This is a genomic window from Nocardiopsis sp. ATB16-24 (assembly GCF_030271535.1).
Lineage (GTDB): Bacteria > Actinomycetota > Actinomycetes > Streptosporangiales > Streptosporangiaceae > Nocardiopsis.
Window position 1 is genome coordinate 1 of sequence record NZ_JASCXJ010000019.1, and the last position, 20,763, is coordinate 20,763.

13 protein-coding genes are annotated in these 20,763 nt (G+C 71.1%); 2 read left to right on the plus strand and 11 right to left on the minus strand.

What is annotated here, in order from left to right; genetic code table 11:
* Positions 1-158: 158 nt before the first annotated feature.
* From PFX91_RS18405 to PFX91_RS18430, 6 genes are all read right to left on the minus strand, one after another.
* The gene (locus PFX91_RS18405; RefSeq protein ID WP_285733529.1) at positions 159-488 is read right to left on the minus strand and encodes a hypothetical protein; all 330 of its coding nucleotides are present in this window, start codon (positions 486-488) and stop codon (positions 159-161) included.
* Between the two features lie 195 nt (positions 489-683).
* A complete protein-coding gene (locus PFX91_RS18410) occupies positions 684-857 on the minus strand; it encodes a hypothetical protein (protein ID WP_285733531.1) in 174 nt (57 codons plus the stop codon).
* The gene (locus PFX91_RS18415; protein WP_285733533.1) at positions 854-2,467 is read right to left on the minus strand and encodes a TRAFAC clade GTPase domain-containing protein; all 1,614 of its coding nucleotides are present in this window, start codon (positions 2,465-2,467) and stop codon (positions 854-856) included. The genes PFX91_RS18410 and PFX91_RS18415 overlap by 4 nt, the downstream gene beginning before the upstream one ends.
* Positions 2,464-5,067: a GTPase-associated protein 1-related protein gene (locus PFX91_RS18420; protein ID WP_285733534.1), complete on the minus strand. Its 2,604-nt coding sequence runs from the start codon at positions 5,065-5,067 to the stop codon at positions 2,464-2,466. Before PFX91_RS18420 ends, PFX91_RS18415 begins: the two co-directional genes overlap by 4 nt.
* Before the next feature lie 164 nt (positions 5,068-5,231).
* Positions 5,232-6,443 carry a TRAFAC clade GTPase domain-containing protein gene (locus tag PFX91_RS18425; protein WP_285733535.1) on the minus strand — a complete coding sequence of 404 codons (1,212 nt, stop codon included), beginning with the start codon at positions 6,441-6,443 and terminating at the stop codon, positions 5,232-5,234.
* Positions 6,444-6,697: 254 nt separating this feature from the next.
* Positions 6,698-10,426, minus strand: coding sequence for a SaeA-related protein (locus PFX91_RS18430; RefSeq protein WP_285733537.1), 3,729 nt, complete (start codon positions 10,424-10,426; stop codon positions 6,698-6,700).
* A 696-nt stretch (positions 10,427-11,122) separates the two neighbouring features.
* Between PFX91_RS18430 and PFX91_RS18435 the strand changes: the two genes are divergently transcribed.
* A complete protein-coding gene (locus tag PFX91_RS18435) occupies positions 11,123-12,124 on the plus strand; it encodes a hypothetical protein (protein ID WP_285733538.1) in 1,002 nt (333 codons plus the stop codon).
* A 215-nt stretch (positions 12,125-12,339) separates the two neighbouring features.
* Positions 12,340-14,127, plus strand: coding sequence for a SpoIIE family protein phosphatase (locus PFX91_RS18440; RefSeq protein WP_285733540.1), 1,788 nt, complete (start codon positions 12,340-12,342; stop codon positions 14,125-14,127).
* A gap of 63 nt (positions 14,128-14,190) precedes the next feature.
* On the opposite strand, the gene PFX91_RS18445 is transcribed toward PFX91_RS18440, so the two are convergent.
* From PFX91_RS18445 to PFX91_RS18465, 5 genes are all read right to left on the minus strand, one after another.
* Positions 14,191-15,591, minus strand: coding sequence for a DEAD/DEAH box helicase (locus PFX91_RS18445; RefSeq protein WP_285733542.1), 1,401 nt, complete (start codon positions 15,589-15,591; stop codon positions 14,191-14,193).
* A 227-nt stretch (positions 15,592-15,818) separates the two neighbouring features.
* The gene (locus PFX91_RS18450; protein WP_285733544.1) at positions 15,819-16,022 is read right to left on the minus strand and encodes a cold-shock protein; all 204 of its coding nucleotides are present in this window, start codon (positions 16,020-16,022) and stop codon (positions 15,819-15,821) included.
* A gap of 671 nt (positions 16,023-16,693) precedes the next feature.
* Positions 16,694-18,388 (minus strand): SulP family inorganic anion transporter, encoded by a 1,695-nt coding sequence (locus PFX91_RS18455; protein ID WP_285733546.1) that lies wholly within the window; start codon positions 18,386-18,388, stop codon positions 16,694-16,696.
* Positions 18,385-18,744, minus strand: a complete 360-nt coding sequence (locus tag PFX91_RS18460) for an ArsR/SmtB family transcription factor (RefSeq protein WP_285733547.1) — start codon at positions 18,742-18,744, stop codon at positions 18,385-18,387. Before PFX91_RS18460 ends, PFX91_RS18455 begins: the two co-directional genes overlap by 4 nt.
* 120 nt (positions 18,745-18,864) lie before the next feature.
* Positions 18,865-20,760 (minus strand): heavy metal translocating P-type ATPase, encoded by a 1,896-nt coding sequence (locus tag PFX91_RS18465; protein WP_285733549.1) that lies wholly within the window; start codon positions 20,758-20,760, stop codon positions 18,865-18,867.
* Positions 20,761-20,763: the final 3 nt, after the last annotated feature.

Sequence of the window (20,763 nt, forward strand, 5' to 3'; positions counted from 1 at the left end):
CTCAAGGTCGCCGGCCCTGCCGAGCAGGCGGGCCTCCAGGATGGTGAGTTCCTCGCTGACGGGGCGGATGATGCTGACGAAGGACTCGATGGAGCGGGGGGAGAAGAAGAGTTGGAAGGAGGCCATGGTCTTTCTTGCCGATACGGGGGTGGGTGGGGTCAGTCGGAGTTGATGTCCCGGTGGAACTCCCAGGGGGTGTCGTACTCCTCGGCGGACTCCAGATCGTTGAGCGCGGTCTCTCCCGCACCCGCCTGGATGTTCTCGGCCAGTTGCAGCCCGTGGTCCTGGACCTCCTGGAAGATTGGCTGCATGTCGTTCTTGAACAGCCCGAAGCCCAAGGCGACGTTGGGGTGGCCCGAGGCGGTCTTGGCGTCTTCCATGATCAGGTCGAACATGTCGGCGATTCCGGCCATGGCCGAGGCCAGGGTCTCGGCGTACTCGCCGCCCTGCATTGCCTCGATCGGATTGGCGCCGGCTTCGTTGGTCATGTCGGGGGACTCCTCTGCTCGGCGAACAGGGTGCGTGGGTGGGGATGGTCCGCAAGTTAGCACGCGTAACTCCTGGTGACGCGGGCGAACTTTTCCCCCTGAGTGAAGGGACACCTGATACCTGCTGCTTCGTGGAATGGCCGCTTCCGGCCAACGTGGTGAGGTTCACCCCGGCGCCCGACGAGCGCCTTCTCCTCAGACTCCCTCGGCCACACGGTCCAGGGCGTAGGCCCACACTCCCTGGACGATGGCCACGCCCAGCCACACCATCGCCGCGACGCCGACGACGGTCAGCACCCCGGCGAGCGCGTAGACCATCGCGGCGACGGTGCGCCGGGCGGCACGGTGTTCGGGTACCGGCTGGGTCATCGCACTTCCTCCACACGCTCCGACTCGGGGCCCCGCTTCCGCTCGGGTCGCTCCGATCCGGCCGCGTCGAGGTCGGAGGAGGGCGATCCCGGGGCGTCGACGGGGGACAACAGCGCGGTGAACGCCTCGTCCTCCTCGGCCAGCAGCCAGCGCAGCAGCGCGCCCAGGCTGGGATCGATCCTGCCGGAGGCGTCCATGACGGCCGAGGTCACCAGCACCTGGACCTTTCCGAAGTGGGCCTCGGCGTCGCGCAGCAGATTCCCCAGGCCCAGAGTCCGTTCCGCCCACCGGCGGGCGTCCTCCGACCCGGGGGCGACGGCGGTCCCCCGCAGCAAGTCCCCGCGCGTGACCACCACCGCCAGGCGGGTCCGCCCGACTTCGGGGGCACGACCGAGTCCCGGCATCCGGTACTGCCGACGGATCTCGTCGCGCACCGCCCCGTAGGCCAGTTCCGGATCGCGGGTGTGTGAGCGCTCCCCGGCCAACCTCCCCCTCTCCTGAGAGGTCAGTGACCGCCACACCGCTTCGATCCCCAGCGGGTCCACCACCAGCACGAACGTCGAGGCCTTGCCCAGGTAGGCCAGCTCCTCGGCGGTCGCCGACCGGTTGAACCGCTCACCGGCCGCGTCGAACAACTGTAGGACCAGGCTCGCGCCGCCCGCACCGAGGCGGACGGTCAGCCCACGCACCTCGCGCCCCGGTGGAGTGGGCGGGGTGCGCGTGGACAGAAGGCGCTCGCAGTCGCGCAGCCGCCGCACGGCCTCCTCGCCCACCGGCTCCACGTAGGCCCGCGGAACCTCGCGTACGGCCTGTGTCAGGGCCAGGTGCATCCCCGTGACCAGGCGTGTCTTACCCGCTCCGGTACCACCGAACAGCGGCAGCACGAACTCCCGCGACTCTCCCGGCCGGTGCTCCAGGTTCCGGTCGCAGTGCGGACACCGCGCCTCCAGATCGGCCGAACCCAGCAGGAGCAGTGTCGGCAGCCGTGCCCCGCACAGGCACCTTCGCCACCACAGCCCCCGGCCGCCGGGCCGGATGGAGCCGTGCCGACGACCGCACCGCGTGCACAGGTACGCCGGGTAGGCCAGGTGCAGGAAACATCCGGGACACACCATCCGGATCCGGCGCACCAACAGCAGGAACCGATCCGCCGTACGCAGCGCGCCCGCGACCGTCCACGCCGCGGCCAGGTAGACGACCACCACCAGGGCGTGGACCAGCAGGTGAGGCAGCAGGAACACGCTCCACGGCGCCGACGTGCCCCAACACCATCCCCACACCGCGCGCAGGTCCCACCAGGCCGGGCCGCCGTGATAGGCGAGGTGGGCGGGATCGTCCCCGGCACCGGGAAGCGGTGCGTCGGGATGCTCGCCGCCGAGCAGGACCGCGTGCGCGCGGCGCAGGTACAGCCACACCAGGCCGCACCATCCGGCCACGGCGACGGAGCCCCCCACGATCACCACCGCGCTCACCAGACCCGCGAGCAGCCACCACCGCAGCAGGTAGGCGACGACCAGCACCAGGAACACTCCGGCCGCGACGAACAGGGCCACGGCGAGTCGCGCGGCGCCGTCGTCACACCGTGGTCGTGGGGGCGTCGCCCGCCTCACGGGCGCCCCCCGCCCGCCCGTCGACCCAGCCCGAACAGTCCACGCGCGCGCGGGCCGCGCACATGGGAGGCCCACTCGTCGAACGCGCCCCCCGACTCCCGGGACAGCTGCCTGCGCATCCGGGCCACGTGACGGCGCTTCCACGCGGCCACGGCGGGGGTGAGCACCACCGTCTCCAGGTATCGCGCGCGCTCGTGGCCCACCAGCGCCTCCTGCCCGGTCGCCTGGTAGACGAGCGCGGCCGTGGCCGTGTCCGGACGTTCGTCGGCCAACCGCAGGGACACCGTCCGACAATAGGCCTCGAACACCTCCTCGGGGCAGTCCCGCAGGGCCTCGGCCAAGGGCGCGCACCGTCGCCACCCCAGCAGCATCCGCGCCACCAGCCTCCGGGTGACCTCCCGCACCACGGGGTGGGTCCCCCCGACGGCCCGGTGCACCGCCTCCAGCCGATCGGGGCCCTGCTCGGCGCCGGCGGCGCGCAGCGCGACCAGGACCGGACGCACCTGGGACCACTCGGCCAGCACCCTCTGGCCGGGCTCGGGCAACCGGCCGCGCAGCCAGTGCCCGGACACCTCGTCCACCAGCTCACGCCAGGCCCGTTCCTGTCCGGAGGGCGGGGCGGACGTGATCGCCGCGGACACCCAGTCGCCCACCCCCGGCGCCACCAGGGTTCCCGGGCGCAGGACGCGCAGGGTCAGCAGAGCGGCCCCGGGATCGTGGTCGGGTCCCCACACCCGGACGAGCAGGTCCTCGTCCACGTCGTAGGCGGCGATCCCCCGGGCACGGGCGGCCCGGCCGTCCCTGCGCACCGCCACCGCGTGCGACAACAGACCGGGAGGGTCGGTGCGGTCGGCGGTGCCCAGGAGTCGTAGTTCACGCAGGACGGCCGTGGAACCGTCACGGTCGTCGGCGAACAGGGCTCCCACCGGCCCGGCCGCCAACGTGGCCAGACGGTCACGGGGGAGCTGTGCCAGGCCCGTGGCCGCACCACGCCGGATTCCGGCGTGCGAGGTGATCAGGGTCCGTACCGCCGGATCGGGCAGGAGGGAGCCGGACAGCAAGGGGGCCAGGACCTGGCCGCCGTACCGTTCCAGACTCGTCGTCGGGGGTGCCAGTCCGCCCGCGCGTGCCCAACGCAGCAGTTCGACCGCGCGCTCGGGCGCGACCTCGCCCCGCTCCCCGGAGAGCAGGGCGGCCACACGTTCACGCGCCGTCTCACGTACCGACTCCGACCTGACCGGATCCACCGACGGGGCGGTCCTTCCGGCGGCGATGTCGTCCAGCGACCGACGCACCATGACGCGTTCGATCCGGTCGGTGACCCCCGACACCCCGCCGACGCGGTGCGCCGCCCTCTGCAACCCGGCCAGGGCTCCGTGGTCCAGGGTCATGCCCTCGGAGACGCCGTGCGCCTTCACCGCCAGACCCGCACCGACCGTGTGGGGGAAGTCGCCGGGGCCGTTCCCGCCCGGTCCTCCCGCGGTGGCCGCCGCTGCCGCGACCAGGGGCCTGGACTCCCGTTCACAGACGGAACCGCACGTGCTCCGTGCGCACGATCGGCACTCCGAGGTCGTGTCGGCGTCCAGGATCCGATGGATCAGGGTCGCCGCGTCCTCGGGGGCCAGCCACTCCACCGCCTCGGGAAGCCACTCGCGCACCGCGCGGAGGTCCTCGGCGGAGGCCGCCCACTCTCGCAGGAGCGAGACGGCGGCCAGGACCGGAAGCCAGTCCGCCAGGGAAGCCTCCCCGCCCGAGGAGTAGGAACGGGCCTGTCGCCACAGGGCGGCGGCCCGGCGTGTGCCCAGCCGGGCCAGGCGTTCGGCCACCGCCCACGCCCGAGGTCGGGGGACGGGCAGGTCGTCCAGCGAACCCAGCTCGGGGTCGTAGACGGTGAACCGGTCCCGCCACGGCGCGGTGTCCGAACCGGGAGGCACGCCCACCACGTGCACGAACGCCTCACCGGGGTTGCCGCAGTAGGTCGAGAACGACAACATCCGGGACCGTTGCGGTGGCATCAGGTGGGTCAGGGTCGCCACCCAGTGCGCCACGGACGCGCTGTCGGCCACCAGCGCCAGGGGTCGCTCACCGTCCACGGCGCCGTCGACGGCGAGCAACAGCCGCGCCACCACCTCCGGAGACCAACGCCGGACCCAGGAGTCGGTGCGTTCCCGGTCCAACGGCCCGGGACCCACCTCCGACTCCGACAGCTCCGACAACTCCACCGCCGCCGGGTCGTCCACCGGTGTCTCCACCCAGAAGTCGGCCTCCCACAGCTCCGCGGGCAGCGGACCGGTGCCCGGTGCGGCGGCCACCAGGCTGTGCGCGAAGTAGTTGCCCGGACGGCCCGAGGGGTCGTCTCCGCTGGAGACCACCCGACTCAGTACCGGAACCCCTCCCACGTCGGGTGAGTAGCACAGGTTCACCGGATGTTCGTCCACCCGGTCGGGCGGGCAGGAGCGTGGTGGCTCGTACACGGTGAACCGTTCGATCTCCCGTAGGACCCGGGGGTCCACGCCCGGAGTCGCGGCGTTGAACTGGTAGCCGGCGTAGCCGGACAGGCCGTGTTCGCACGATGTGTAGTACAGCTGGGCGAAACCCATCGGTGCGCCCTTTCCTGGTCGTTCGTGAAGGCGGTCGGTGACCGCCGGGTCGGAAAGGGGGGAGTCGGTCCGTGGTCGGAATCGGTCGTCGGTGGAAGCGGCGGGCCCGAGGGGAGGCACCGCCCGGATCGACCCGAGGACGCGGGTCGCGGTGGGCGGTGGGGTCAGGGCCCCTCTCGTGAGGGAATGACTCCGAACTGGCTGAGCATCCACAGGAAGGGGTCGGCCACCCGGTAGGGGCGTACGCCTCCCCGGACCCGGTTGCCCTCGTCGGGGACGCCGCCCAAAGCCGACACCCCGAAGTAGCGGGCGTTGCGGTAGTGGTTGCCCACGTGTCCGTCCACGCCGCCGCCGTCCCACCGGTGCAGGAGCTGCCGGACCTGGGCGTGCACGTCCTGGCTGTCGGACTCGTCGAAGAACGGCGCGCTCGGCTGTGGTCGATGCAGGGGCGAGCCCTCGTCCAGTTCGCCGTGCAACGCGTCGATCTTGGTCAGACACACCGCGATGGGCACTCGGATCAGCCTGTTGGCGGCCCCCGGACGGCTCATCAACAGATCGGTGACACGCCCCAGCATGTCCAACGGCCGGTTCTCCACCCTGCCCGGCGGAGGAGTCCGCGTGCCCGTCGGGACCAGCCGCCGGGCGCCCTCCATCTGGAGCGGGTCCAGCAACAGGATGACCCCGTCGGCGCTGTTGAGGTAGCGCAGGTTCGCCTCCACACTCGCCACCGAGGTCAGGTCCTCCCCGGCGGTGTCGAAGAACGACAACAAGGTGTGCTGTGGCCGTCTGCCGTACAGGCCACGGCGTTGGGTGGTGAACCGGAACACCAGTGGTTCGCGTGTGACCCCGGTGCGTCGGGTGGCGCCCAGCAGGCGTGACCGCTCGTACAGCGGGGTCTCGTAGTCGGCGTGGAAGCGGTGCCGGGTGTGGTCGTCCGAGCCACCGACCGAGGCGTTGAAACGGGAACCCACCCGGTTCATCAGCTCGTGGATGAGCACGGTCATGAACACGGTCTTGCCCGCGTCGCGCGCCCCGACCAGGGCGATCATGCGACTGCGGATCCGGCCGAAGTTCACCGGCAGTTGGGCGTGGCAGGTGGAGCACACCTGCATGCCGGTGGCCGCGGAGCAGGCGGGGCACACCGCGTGGGCGCGCCGCCCGTCGGCGGCGAACACCGGTGGCAGTCGCTCGCGCCTGCCCAGGTGGGCGCGGATGGCGTCGTCCTCCACCGGCTCGCACATCAGCCCCTTGGGTCCGGGGCGTCCCGTGCAGCGGAAGCGGATGTGCCGTTCGGTGAACCGTGAGTAGCAGTAGGGGCACACCAGCGGGCGGCCGTCCCCGGGGATCAGGGAACGCAGCGGTTCCAGGGTCCTCACCGGCCCTCCCCCCGGAACCGGAAGCCACCGGCCCGCACAGCGGGCGATGACGGTGGGCGGACGTGGAACCGTGTTCGGCTCCGGCCGTGGACCCGCGGGCGCAGGAGAGGCCGAAGCGAGAGACAGGCGAGCATGTCCTCCTCTGTCCTCCTCAGAGCTGATGTCGGTCGCGACCCGGCCGGAGCGGGTGGCGTGGGCCCCGACCGTGGGTCGCGGAGCGGGCGGTCGGGCCCCTCACGGGGCCGGTGCGAGGATCAGCACCGAAGCTCCTTCACCGGAGGCTGTCGCAGCCGGATGGTGTGATCGGTGTCGTCGGTCGGGAAGCACATCAACCAGCCCTCACCCGTCCCCCGGGGCGGGCGTACGCGCACCGAGAGCCACGCGCCCGCCTCCAGACGCTGGGCGGGGAAGATCGCGAGCACGACCCCCTGAGCGGCCGAGTGCGGCTGGACCGGACCTTCGGAGTAGATCACCGCCAACTCCGGCATGTCGCAGTCCTCCTCGGCGAGCACGTGGATCACCCGGTCCCGGCGCAGCAACCCCGCCGCCTCCACGCGGTAGTCCAACACCGCCCGACCGGGGACGATGACGTCGACCGGGGAGCTCACCGCCTCCCCGCCCTCGAAGGGAACGACGGCGCGCACGGCCACATGTACCGAGTCCGGGCCCATGGGGGCCTCGAAACCGCCGTCGGAGGCGTACTGGTGTCGGGTGCAACGCAGTTCACCGCCGATCCAGGGCTCGGAGCCAGGGACCTCCGGTCGCCAGGAGATCAGCGCGGACGCGGCGTCGTCCGGCCAGGTCCATCCCAACCGGATCGTGGTGTCGAAGCGCTGTGCGTGCAGATCCCGCACGGGCGGTGCCGCCACGACACGCACATGGGAGCCCACCACCGTCTGGTCGCCCGCCACGGTGACCGCCACGACGTGGTTGGTTCCCGAGTCCAGGGTCACCGCGGCCCGGGCTCTGGGCGGCTCGGGCCGAACCGTCTGGGGCCGGGCCGTCCTGGTGTGGGAGGTCCGATCCCGCGGAGCCCAGGGACGACCCGGTTCGGGCACGTGTGCCGGGCCCGGCCGGACGTGCTCGCCGCCGGGCTCACCGCCCTTCCCCTGCGAGGTCGCCGGGCGGGGGACGCTCGTCGGTCCCCGTTCCGCCCGACCCGCCGTTCCGGCCCACAACGCCCCGGGTGTCCTCGGGGCCGGCCCGCTACCGTCCTTCACCGACGAAGACCCGGGAGCGTCGCTCGTGGCGGGGGAGGGCGCAGCCGCCTCGGCGGGCTCGTCCGTGGTCGGGGAGCCCGTTTCCGAGGTGATCGGGGAGTCGATCGGGGAGTGGCCCCCGACGCCCGTGCCGGGTCGGGGACCTGCCGGTGTCGCCCGCTCCGTGAGGCGGCCCGCGGCCGGCTCCTCGGACGCGGGAGACGGTGCGGAGCCTCGCCCGTTCGTCGTCGCGACCTCGGGCCCCGGTGGGGGCGTGACGTGTGCCGAGTCCGCTCCGGCGCCGGTCTCGGCCTTGTCCTGGGGGCCGAGGATCCGGATGCCCTCCCAGTCCCCGGGATCCTCCTCCGGCGGCGCGCAGGAGGTCTCCCCGCGAGGAACCGGAGGCGCCTGCTCCTGCCCCGGTGAGGCGGGGGCGGGCCGTTGCGAGGCGGAGGAGACGGGGTCTTTATCCGCCGACCCGGGAGCGGGCGCCGTGAGGAAGGGGTCCGCCCCTCGGGGGGCGGGAGCTCCGGTCGGCTCGCCCGTGTCCTCGGCGTCGTCGACCTCGGCCGCCTCCTTCTGCTCGGAGGGGTCCAGGATCCGCACGCCCTCCCGTTGTCCGCCCCCGGTCTTTCCGAAGACCTCGGCGGGAGGGTCGGTCGTGGGCGGCCGGCTGTTGCGCACGGCCACCTCGCCCTCGTCGTCGGGCCCCAGGAGCCGAACACCCTCTCTCTCCTCGTGCGGCATCCGGGGCTGACGCGCGGCACGCGCCGGTCCGGTGCCGCCCGTCGCGGCGATGATCCCCGCCCCGGCGTGCCCGGTGACACCGGCCCGCCCCCGTACGTCCTCGGCCATGGGGCGCTGGGCCACCTCGCGGCCGTAGGCGTTCAGTTCTTCGGGACCCACCGCCGTGCCGGGCTCCCACGGAGGAGGCTCCGTGCCCACCCACAGCGCGACCCGACCCCGTGGCGGGCTCGTCCACGAGGCCACGAACTCCGTGCCGTCGCTGGGCCTCACCTCCAGGTCCAGTACCGGATCGGGGCACGGCCCCGGGCTGGCCCGTCGCACCAGGCCCACCGATCCCCGGGCGTGCCCGTTCGAGGTCACGTAGACGGCCCGGATCCGATAGTGGTACTCCACATCGGTCTGGACGTCGGTGTCGCGAAAGCCCGCGCCGTCCGTCTCCACCCGCACCCCGTCGCCCGGCCCGCGGGGAGGGGAGCCCTCACCACGCAACACCTCCACGCGCACGGCCTCGGCAGGGGCCTCCCAAGTGCCGCACACCTCCCGTTCCCCGGCGTACACACGCAGAGCGTGGACCTCCGGGGCGATCACCACCGGCGGGGTGGACACCGCCTCCGAGACCCCGCGCCCCCCGCGTACCGCCACCACGGTGTAGTGGACCTCAGAGCCCACGGGCGCGCCGGCGTCGGTGATCTCGGTCCCCGACGACTCGCCCACCGGAACCTCACGGGTCTTGCCGTCGCGTCCGGTGCGGCGACTGACACGATAGGTGAGAGCCCCCGCCACGCTCGGGCTGGGCCGCCAGGTCACGACCACGCTGCGACCCTCGACCCGTGCCTCCGCCCCGCGCGGGGGCAGGGGCTCGACCTCGCCCAGACGGGCGGCGAGCCCCTCGTCGTCGGCGGCCACGTCCACCGCGGCCGCGAGTGCCCGTGCCGCCTCCTCGCGGTCGCCCGCGCGCAGTGCGCGGTCCGCCTCACCGGTCAGTTCCTCCACCTGCCGCATCCGTACGCGCAGGCGGGCGTGCAGGTCGTGGTCCTCGGGCAGGTCCTCGGCGGCCTCCTGCGCCTGCCGCAACCGGTTGTCCACGAGCAGGTCACGTACGCTGCGCTCGGTGTGGGCGGAGGGTTCGGAGCGAGGGCCCGAGCGCCGCACGGTCGCGGCCAGCAGCATCGCCTCGTTCTCGAACAGGCCCCGAGCCGCCCAGGTGCGGACCAGTTCCGACTCCGTCACGGACGTGGGCTGCTCGCGCATGTCGCTGACGACCTCCCACAGCACGAGGGCCTCACGCAGTGCCTCGTCGCCGTCGGCGCGCAGGCTCTCCAGCACGTTCTCCGACGCGATCCTGTGTTCGGCCGTCTCCTCCGACCGCACCCGTTGGACCGCCTCGTCCAAGGCGGTCTTGTCCAGGGGTGTGCCGTCATGGAGGCGGAAACCGTCCAACACGGTGAACCCCTCGGCCAGACGTTCCTCTCCGAAGACCACCATGGGGGAGAAGGCCAGGCCCCGGGCGCGCAGGTTCTCACGTAGCGCACGAAAGGCCCGCAGACGCGGTGCGTCGGGAAGCTCGGGCAGACGTTCCACCACGTGCACGCCGCGGTCGAGCAGGACGCGTTCGGCGTCGGTCTCGGACACGCCCACAGGAGCGATCATCGAACGGAAGGTGTCCCTGTCCACCATGGCGGTGGTCAGGCTCTCGGCGATCTCCGACCACTCCGCCAGTGCGCGCCGGGCCGCCTCCTCACGCATCCGGTGGAAATGGGAATAGGTGAGGGCTCCCTCGCCCTCCAGACGTTCGTGCTCGGTGATCAGGTCGGTCAGCACCTTGCGCAGCGAACGCCGGCTGTCCCGCAGCGTGCGCCAGTGGGCGCAGACCTCCGTGACATGCGCGGTGAAGGCGCCGGGGTCGGCGCGCAGCCGCCGCTCCAGACGCGAGTCGACGCCGTAACGCGTGAACGGGTTCGCCGGGAGCCCGTGGGCACGCGCGGCCACCAGTACTTCGTCCTCGTAACGTGTGCGGTCCTGTGCGTCCCAGGGCATCGTGCGGTGCCGCTCCCCTCGTGTGGTCGTGGTCGTACGGTCCGGTGAGGGGGTGATGGGGATGTGGGTGGCGGTGGGTCGAAAGCCAGGGGCGGGGCGCGCTCAACCAGGGTGGGAAGGGTTCCGCTCGCCCATGCCGCGGTGCCGTGGTGGTGAACGCATTCTCCCCGCCTTTTCCCGAGCGCATTCACGCTGTGTCCTTTTCAGCTCAGGAGCATACCTCCCAGCAATGCGTTGACAGGAGAACCCAGGACTTTTGGGTGTGCGTGTCTGTAGCAGATTTATCGATGTGCCGGAAAAGGTCCTGAAGTGAGGAAACGTTGCTATGTGTGAGAGGAGTTGTGTTTTTCCGGGCTTTGTGGAAAAGGTAGGGAAAAGACGGGGAAGTGATGGTGGGGAGGCGCCACGCGCCCCACGGTTCCCGGCTTCCGCCCGACCCGCCGTCCGAGGTCCTTCGGCGGGGCCTCCCTCCGTTCCGCCCCGCGCTCGCCGGGAAGTCGCACTGCGCGTCGACACGCGCGTTCCCCTACCGCGGCGGACGCGCCCCCGCCCCCGGACGTTCTTCTGGGAGCGCCTCCATGGCCGTTCGTGACGCGTCCACTCCGGATCTGGTGCAGACTGTCGGATGTCGCCCGAAGCAGAACCCCGGTGCCGAGGGTGCCCACCCCGTACGCGCGCCGTGAGAGGAGGCACGCCGTGGTTCCCCCCACCCCGACGCGCCTCGCGATGGCGGTGACGGCCGTCACGGTCGTGGTCGCCGTTCCCTGTGTGCTCCACCCTCTGGTCGGACCGTGGACCCTGCTGTGGATCCCGGCCGTACTGCTCATGGGGGCTCTCTACCTTCGTGTCCAGAACGAAGACGCCCCGGACGACGGCGCCCCCCAGGACCCCGACACGGCACCCGGCACCACGCGCGGCACCCGTGTGCGACCGGTGGCGCTTCCCAGCGCCGTCGAGGACTACGACCTGGTCTTCTCCGCCGTGGTGCACTGGCAGTGGGACGGACACGTGGACCTGCGTCTGCGTCACCCGGTCGCTCCGGCCGTCCTGGCGATCGTCACCCGGGCCGCCGAACTGGCCAGGGGCGTGGACCCCGCCGACCACGGCATGGCCGAGTGCGAACTCGCGGCCCGGCTCGCGGTGGAGACCGCCGTCACCGGCACCGGGATCGTGGTGTGGGCCGAGGACGTCGCACTGCGCCTGCCCGAGGACGACGTCGAACGACTACGGAGCATGGCCCGGATCCGCAAGGACCGCGAGCTGCGCGAGGCCGTCCGCGACGCGGAGGAGGAACTGGAGGAACTACGGGAGACCGGGATCGGTCTCCCGTCGCGTTCTACGACGGGCACCGGACTGGACGCGTTCGAAGGTCGGCTGGACCTGGAGGAGGACGGAGCCCTCATGCCGTCCGGTCCGGGCAGCGACGTCGACGTCGAGGGCTATGAGAGCTACTGGTGGCCGGCCGAGGGAGGCGGACAGGAGTCCGTCGAGCATGACGTGCAGGTCGCGATCCTTCGGGGAATGATCGCCTCGCTCCCCGCAGGCGCGGACCGCGCGGAGTTCGCCCGCGCCCAGGTGGAGATCCTGGAACGGGGCGGTTTCGGCGAAGTGGCGCGGCGCGTCCGCGCGGAGTTCCCGGACCTGGGCGATGGCGCGGCGGGGACGAACGGCCCTTCGGGGACCGAAGGCGGTTCCTGAGCCCCGGGGCCCCGTGGGGTCCACACCCCGTCACCGGCGCACGCCCGCCGCGCGTGCGATGCCGCATCGGAGGCGACCCCGGCGCGGCCTCGCGGGCACCGTCCTTCGACCGGCGGCACTCCTGACAAGGTCCGCCGGTTCTGAGGGGCGGCCCTTATCCTGTGACACACGGTGCTGTGGGGGCCGTTGTCGAACAGCGGGACAGGCGGAGCGGGATGGACAACGACGACATGCTCTCCGGTGGAGCCGACCGGCCCACGGAACCGGGGCTTCTCCGTGTACCGGCGGCTCTCGGACTGGGCCCCGAACCCGACGAGGGCATGGAGCGCTTCGCCCGTGTGACCGCACGCCTGCTCGGGGTCCCGGTGGCCCTCGTGGCGCTGCTGGAGGAGGAACGTCAGATCCTCCCCGGCATGGTGGGTCTGGGAGAGCCCTGGTCCTCCTCCCGACAGGTGCGGCTTCCCCACCCCTCGCGGCTGCGCATGGCACTCGCGCACGAACCGGCGATGTACTACGACGACGCTCGCTGTGATCTCCTCGTTCGCGACCTCGGTCTCGACGGGATCGGGGCGAAGGCCTGTGCCGGGATGGCCCTGAAGGACCACCGGGACAACGTGTTGGGCGTCCTGGCCGCGATCGACACCGTGCCGCGCTCCTGGAACGAGGAGGAGCGCGAGGCGATGCGGGACATGGCCCTGGCCTGCGGCACCGAACTGCGCCTGCGCATCCTGACGCACGACGCCCAGAGGGTCCGTGTCCGGGCCCGACGCGCCTTCGAGCGTTCCCGGCTGCTCCTGCACGCGGCCGACGTCCTGGCCGGCGCCACCGATCTGCCCCAGATACGTCGCAGCCTCGGAGAACTGGTGGACGGAGGACTCCGTCCCGTCTACGTGGGCCTGGTGCTGGTCCAGGGGGATCGGTTGCGCCGGATCGTCGACACCGACGACCCCTCTCCCATGGACGTGGCCTACCAGGACTACGGGCTGGACAGCGACTGGCCCACGGCCCTGGCGGTGCGCACCAACACCCTCGTGGAGGTGTCCGGCCCCGAAGACCTCAAGCGCTACGGACCCGAGGCCGGGGAGGGGTTCGCCATGGAGGGTTTGTCCAGCATGGTGTGCGTGCCGCTGCCCGCCGCCCCCTCTCCTCTGGGCGCGCTGGTGCTGGGATGGGAGAGCGACCACGAGATGGACGTCGTCGAACGCGCGTTGCTGCGTTCCCTCGCCGAGTACACCGCCCGTGCGGTGGAGAGGGTGGAGTTCGTGGGCCGTCGGGTGGAGACCGCGCGGTTGATGCAGCAGGCCATGCTGACCGACCTGCCCTCCATCGCCGGACTGCGGATCGCCGCGCTCTACCGACCCGCCGTACGGGAGGACATGGTGGGTGGCGACTGGTACGACGTCTATCCCCTGCCCGACGGGGGCGTGGCGTTCACGGTCGGCGACATCACCGGCCACGACATCCACGCCGCCACACTCATGGGGCAGGTCCGCAGCATGCTGCGCCAGGCCGACATGGACCACCTCGGTCACGGGCCCGCACGTGCCCTCACGGCCTTCGAACACGCCAACCGGGAACTGGGAGTCGGGGCCAGCGGCACCATGGTGCACGCCCACCTACGTCCAAGCCCCGAGGGATGGTCGCTGACCTGGACCAACGCCGGTCACATGGCGCCTTTGGTCGCCTCCGCGGAGGGGGAGACCGAGCGGTTGGACGAGCACGGCCTGCTCTTCCACCCCGACGTGCCCGGCCACCCCCGCACCGACAGCCGGCGACTGCTGCGGCCGGGGAGCACACTGCTGTTGTTCACCGACGGTCTGGTCGAACATCGTGGCCACGACCTTGACACCGTTACTGACCGTGTCGCGCGCATGCTCGGGGCCGGCACACGGCGGCCGTTGCCCGAACTGCTGGGAGCGATCGCCGACGAGGTCGCCGGTGAGGCGCACGACGACGACGTCGTACTCCTGGCGGTGCGGCTGTCCGCCGACGCGCCCGTGTGAGCGGCCGGGGAAGCCGCCTCCGGTGCGGTGGCCACCGGCAGGCGGAGTTCCTGGGCTCGTGCCCTACCTTCTGGGCCTGCGCCGCCGCTGCTTCGCGCCGACGGAGGCACCGGCCCCCTGACGAGCCGGAACGGCCGGAATGGGAAGGGACACGGGCACGCCCGAGGGGACACGCGCACCGGTCAACTCGGCGAGTTCGGTGTCCCCCGCGGCGACCTTCATCGTGCGGGCCCTGATCTCGGCCCGGTCCATCAGGCGTTTCATCTCGCGCTGCTGGTGGGGTAGGACGAGGGTCACCACGTTGCCCGAGGCCCCGGCGCGCGCGGTGCGGCCTCCCCGGTGCAGATAGTCCTTGTGGTCGGCGGGGGGATCGACGTTGACCACCAGGTCCAGCCCGTCCACGTGGATGCCGCGGGCGGCCACGTTCGTCGCCACCAGCGCGGTCACCCTGCCGTCCTTGAACTGTTCGAGGGTGCGGGTGCGCTGCGGCTGCGACCTGCCACCGTGCAGGGTCGCGGCCCGTACACCGTTGGCGAGCAGGTGCTCGGCCATGGCGTTCACGGCCCGTTTGGTGTCCAGGAACATGATCACCCGCCCGTCACGGGCCGCGATGTGCGTCGCGGTGGCCCGTTTGTCTCCGGCGTCCACCTGGAGGACGTGGTGTTCCATCGTGGAGACGGTGTTGGCGGACGGGTCCACGGAGTGCACGACGGGATCGTGCAGGAAGCGTCGGACCAGGGTGTCCACGTTGCGGTCCAGCGTGGCGGAGAAGAGCAGACGCTGCCCCTCCCGGGGAATCTGCTGGAGGATGGCGGTGACCTGGGGCATGAATCCCATGTCGGTCATCTGGTCGGCCTCGTCCAGCACGGTGATCCGTACACGGTCCAACTGGCAGTCGCCCCTGGCCACCAGGTCGCGCAGGCGGCCCGGGGTGGCGACGACGAGTTCGACGCCCCGGCGCAGGGTCTGGGCCTGGCGGGACAGCGACATGCCTCCGACCACCGTCGTCGAACGGATCCCGAGTGAGCGCGCGTAGGGCTCCAGGGCGTCGGTGACCTGTTGGGCGAGTTCACGGGTGGGGGCCAGGACCAGGGCGAGCGGTCTCCTCGGTCCGGCCTTCCTCCCCTCCAGGCGGGTGAGCAGGGCCAGACCGAAGGCAAGGGTCTTACCGGATCCGGTCCGGCTGCGTCCGAGGACGTCGCGGCCGGCGATCGAGCTCGGCAGGGTCTGGGCCTGGATGGCCGAGGGCACGGTCAGTTCCCGCCGATCCAGGACCGACAGCAGGGGAGCGGGCAGCCCGAGTTCGCCGAAGGTGGTCACGGCGGGCAGGGCGGGGGTGGTCGAGGCCGGGAAGGAGTCGTTCCGCGGGGGAGCGGACGCCCGGGCGGGCCTCCGACTCCCGCCTCCGCGGCGGACGTGCCTTTTTTGGCCGTGTTGTTCTCTGGAAACGTTGGTCGTGCGCAATCTGGACCTTTCGAGGTCGACACCACCCGGCGCTTCGGTACCCGCGGACACGGGGAGCGCGCGTGGTGTGTAAGAGGTCGGCGCCTCCTGCCCGGGCGAGAGCCCGAGGGGGCGAAAAAGGCCGGTTCCCGGTCGACTGAGGCGACGGACTGGAACCGGACCGGATGAGGACACCGCTACGGGGCCCGACTCGGTGGAGGCGGGCCCCGTACGCGGTCGGGTCTTGACTAGACCAGCGTGATGTTCTCGGCCTGGAGGCCCTTGGGGCCCTGCCTGGTCTCGAAGCTCACGGCCTGGCCCTCGGCCAGGTCGCGGTAACCCTCGGTCTGGATGTTGGAGTAGTGAGCGAAGACATCGGCTCCGCCCCCGTCCTGCTCGATGAAGCCGAAGCCCTTTTCGCTGTTGAACCACTTAACGGTACCGGTTGTCATGATGAACTACCTCACATCGTCTTCGGGAATTCCACACCGTGCGGGATTCCAACGCCACCGTGATGATGTCCCGAGTGGAGATAACCATGTGAGGAGAACCGGCTACCGAGCCGATTTCCGCAAAAGTCAAGCGGGAACCACTACTGCAACTTCCGTAACGGTAGCACAGGGTTTCCGTGCCGGGAGGACAATGTGTCTTTTCTCGCGTGTCCTCGCTCCGGTGGCTCCGGTCTCCCGTAGCGGGTCCCCTGCCGCCTCAACGACCCTGCCGGTGGCGTCTTCCCAGGTCGGAGACGGGGTCCGAGCGGTGCGTAGGCCGCGAGGGGCGCGGTTCACGAGGAACCTGAGCGTGCGGGATCCGTGGCGTCATCGGACGAGAATCAGAGGCCCTTCGCGGTTTCGCGTCGAGAAAACGAGCCCGCGATGGAGTGCGGAAGCCGTGCTCAGGCCTACGAAAGAGAGCGCCGGTTCATTCCCGATGGCGAAGGCGAATTCTTCGGTCCCCTTGGATCTTCCCGACGTCCCGTGGTGGGAGACGTTCACGTCGACCACCGGCTCATGAGCCGGCTCCGCTCCTTCGGCCCGCCGCAGGAGCCTCCGGTCGCCCCTCCCCACGAGGAGGGATGACCGGCCCACCCCGACGGCGGGCCGAAGGGATGCGACGCGGCCGTCTACCGCGCTCGCTGCGCTCCGACGTGGAAGCGGGTGCTCGGCGACCGGGCCTCCCGCTCACGGGCGGTGTGGGTACGGGCGTGGGCGACGGCGGCCTCGAGATCGGAGAACAGGTGCTTGTGGTGCCGTAGCGCGCTCAGGGTGCCCACCCGGCGCAACAGGAGGGCGTGGTCGTCCTGCACCCCCTTGATCAGGACGGTGACGCCACGGGCCTCCAGCCGCTGGACCACCTCGGCGAGCATCTGCGCCCCCGTGGCATCGAGCAGCTGCACCCGGGACAGTCGCAGGATGACCACCGAGACGCTCTCGCGGCCGGTGATGTCCTCCAGGATGCGGTCGGCGGGTGCGAAGAACAGCGGCCCTTCCAGGCGCAACAGGGCGATACGGTGGTCGTCCGGCTGGGAGTCTCCGGGAAGTTCCTCGCGCTGTACCGTGCTCGCCCGCGCCAGTCCCCGGAGCGCGAAGACACCGGCCACGACCAGCCCGATCATCACCGCGACGATGAGGTCCACCGAGACCGTCACGATGGCGGTGACCACGAAGGCGGCGGCGTCGGAGCGCGTGGAGCGCAGGATGGACCAGGCCGTGCGCAGGTTGACCATCCGCAGTGCGGTGACCATGAGCACTCCGGAGAGGGCCGCCAACGGGATGTGCCCGACCGGTCCGGCGACCGCGACCACGATCAGGAGCAGCACCACGGCGTGACCGGCGGACGCCAACCTGGTCCTGGCCCCCGAGCGGACCGCCACGGCCGTCCGTGCGATCGCGCCCGTGGCCGGCATGCCGCCGAACATTCCGGCGGCCACGGAGGCCAGACCCTGCCCCACCAGTTCACGGTCGGGATCGTAGGGACCGGTGTCGGCCATGGAGGCCGCCACCCGTGCCGAGAGCAGCGACTCGATCCCCGCCAGGGCCGCGACGGTCACCGCTGGAAGCAGCAGGGTCATCACGGTGGCCTGGTCCAGGACCGGAAGACTCGGCGCCGGCAGTGTGCTGGGCAGTTCCCCGATCACCGACAGCGGTGTGGACATGAACAGCGCCAGCACGGTGACGATGGTGATGCCGATGAGCGACCCGGGTACGGCGTGGTGGAGTCGTGGGAGGAACACCATGCACGCGGCGACGATGGCGACCGCGCCCAGCCCCCAGAGCAGGTACACCGGGTCGGCCGAGGCCACGGAGCGCACCGCCTGCACCGCGACGTTGGTGTGACTGGCGCCGTGCTCGTCGGGGCTGGTCAGAGCGGGTACCTGTTGCAGGAAGATGATCACGCCGATACCGAGGGTGAAGCCCTCGATGACGGGCCAGGGGATGAAGGAGACCGAGCGGCCGAGTCGGAGCACTCCGGCGACGAGCACCAGGATCCCAGCGAGGATCGACACCAGGGCGACCGCGGCGATGCCGTGGGTGGCCACGATCGGCGCCAGCACCACCACCATGGCGCCGGTGGGTCCGGACACCTGGACGTGGGAGCCGCCGAACACCGCGGCGACCATGCCGGCGACGATGGCGGTGATCAGCCCGGCCTCGGCGCCGGCACCCGAGGAGATGCCAAAGCCCAGGGCCAGGGGGAGAGCGACGATGCCCACCGTCAGTCCGGCCAGGAGGTCGGAGCGCCAGGTGTGCCGCAGACCCCGATAGTCCCGGCGCTGGGGCAGCAGTCGAAGGAGACGGGAGGAGACGTTCTTCATCATTCACTGAGCTCCGGCAGGTTGGTCACCTCGGTGAGGCGTTCCCCGTCGCTCGTCACCATCTGCACGAGCAACCGTCGGGCGGCCACCAGGAAATCGGCGACCTCCGGCCAGGCGAGCCGGTAGTGGACATAACTTCCACGTCGTTCGGACACCACCAGCCGGTGCCGTCGTAGTACCGCGAGGTGTTGCGACAGGTGGGAGGCCTCCAGGCCCGTGTCCTCCAGCAGTTCCGCCACGGTGTGCTCGCGCCCGTCGGAGAGCACCTCCAGTACCCGCACCCGGAACGGGTGCGACAGTCCTTTGAAGAGTCCGGCCTTCACCTCGTAGAGCGGCCGTTGACCTTGATTAAATGGCATGATGAAATCATCATATCAACGGTCGTGCGGAGAGTCATGGGATTGTGACGCATCTCAAGGGCCGAGATCTCATGGGGCCGATCGAGGTGAGAAGGCCTGGGAACGCGAGGTGCCCGGATGCTACGTCGAGTACGTCCCGGTCCTCGGCCCGCTCCGGTCCGCGTGAGAGCCGGTGGAGGAGGACGGAGCGACCTCGCGGTGCACCCGTAGGGCGCGCAACGCGCTGAGGATGGCGACCAGGTCGACGACCTCCTGCAGCAGCGCACCGACGACGGCGGGCAGATGGCCGAACGCCGCCACCAGCATCAGGCCGACCGAGATGACGATGCCCGCCCAGATGGACTGCAGGGCGATACGTACGGTGCGCCTGCCCACATGCACCACGTCCGCGACCCGGCCGATGTCGTCGGAGGTGATCACCGCCGAGGCCGACTCGCTCGCGGCGGTCGCTCCGCGCCCGGCCATCGCGATCCCCACGTCGGCCGCCGCCAGCACCGGGGCGTCGTTGATGCCGTCCCCGACCATCAGCACCGGCTTCGGCTCCATGCCCCCGACGATCTCCACCTTGGTCTGAGGTGTGGTCTCCGCGTGCACCTGTGGGATGCCGGCCTTACGCGCGACCGACTCCGCCGTCGAGACCACGTCGCCGGTGACCATCGCCATGGTTTCCACGCCCTGGCTCCTGAGCCGGTCCACCGTGGCGGCGGCGTTGTGACGCAAGGGGTCGGACAACACGATCACCCCGGCCAGGCGGTCGTCCGCCGAGACGTACACCGCGGTCTCTCCCGCGCGCAGCTCGGCCCGTTCCAGACCACCGATGGCCTGCTGGATGAACGCCGGTTTGCCCACACGAACCTCGGTGCCCTCTTCCAGGACGGCCCGCACCCCGTTGGTGGCGACCTCCTCGGCCGACTCCACGCCGGGAAGCTCCAGCCCCAGCCGCCGAGCCTGAGCGATGATCGGACCGGCGAAGACGTGCACGGAGTACCCTTCGGCGGCGGCCGCCAACCGCAGCGTCTCCTCGGACGACAGGGCACCGGAGCGGATGTCCACCACCCTGGGCTCACCACGGGTGAGGGTGCCGGTCTTGTCGAAGGCGGCCGAGCGCACCCGGGCCAGGGATTCCAGGGAGCCCCCCTCCTTGACGATCACGTTCAGCCGCGCCGCCGAACTCATACCGCCCATGAACGCCACCGGCGCCGCGATCAGCAACGGGCACGGGGTGGCGACGACGAGGACCTCCGCGAAGCGGGTCGGGTCCCCGCTGAAATACCAGGCCAGTCCGGCGATCGTCAGCGACACGATGGTGAAGGGCACCGCGTAGCGATCCGCCAGCCGGACCATGGGAGCCCGTGACTCCACCGCCTCCCGTACCAGTCGCACGATCGAGGCGTAGTGGGAGTCCTCCGCGGTCGCCGCGGCGCGAAGAGTGAAGGTCTCGGTGCTGTTCACCGTTCCGGACAACACCGATTCCCCCTGGGAGTAGGTGACCGGCATCGGTTCACCGGTCACGGAGGACTCATCGATCACCGCCCGCTCGGACACCAGGACGCCGTCCACCGGGATCACCTCCCCCGAACGCACCACCAGCAGGTCGTCGACAGCGATGTCGCCGACCGCCACACGTTCCACGTCAGAGGTGACGGGGTCGATCCGTTGGGCGAACGCGGGGGCGCGGTCGAGCAGGGTGTCCAGTTCACGACCGGCGCGATGGGCCGCCCAGTCTTCGAGAGCCTCTCCGCCGGTGAGCATCAGCACGATGATGAGCCCGGCGATGTACTCGCCGACCAGCACAGTGGCGATCATGGCGACGACGGCGAGGACGTCCAGGCCCCAGTGCCCGGCCATGAGGTCCTTGACCATGTCCCACGCGGTCACGACGATGACGAAGCCGATGGCGACGATCGCCAGAACACTCACCGCGGTGGTCTGACCCAGCGCCGTGAGGACCAAGGCGGCGATGAGGGCGGCCACCGCCCCCAGGACCAAAGGCTGACCGCGAAGGAAACGCAACACCTT

Bases quoted from the DNA above. Each gene is read 5' to 3' on its own strand.
- PFX91_RS18450 (WP_285733544.1), bottom strand. From the start codon at position 16,022: ATGACAACCGGTACCGTTAAGTGGTTCAACAGCGAAAAGGGCTTCGGC.
- PFX91_RS18440 (WP_285733540.1), top strand. From the start codon at position 12,340: ATGGACAACGACGACATGCTCTCCGGTGGAGCCGACCGGCCCACGGAA.
- PFX91_RS18420 (WP_285733534.1), bottom strand. From the start codon at position 5,067: ATGGGTTTCGCCCAGCTGTACTACACATCGTGCGAACACGGCCTGTCC.
- PFX91_RS18455 (WP_285733546.1), bottom strand. From the start codon at position 18,388: ATGATGAAGAACGTCTCCTCCCGTCTCCTTCGACTGCTGCCCCAGCGC.
- PFX91_RS18410 (WP_285733531.1), bottom strand. From the start codon at position 857: ATGACCCAGCCGGTACCCGAACACCGTGCCGCCCGGCGCACCGTCGCC.
- PFX91_RS18460 (WP_285733547.1), bottom strand. From the start codon at position 18,744: ATGCCATTTAATCAAGGTCAACGGCCGCTCTACGAGGTGAAGGCCGGA.
- PFX91_RS18430 (WP_285733537.1), bottom strand. From the start codon at position 10,426: ATGCCCTGGGACGCACAGGACCGCACACGTTACGAGGACGAAGTACTG.
- PFX91_RS18405 (WP_285733529.1), bottom strand. From the start codon at position 488: ATGACCAACGAAGCCGGCGCCAATCCGATCGAGGCAATGCAGGGCGGC.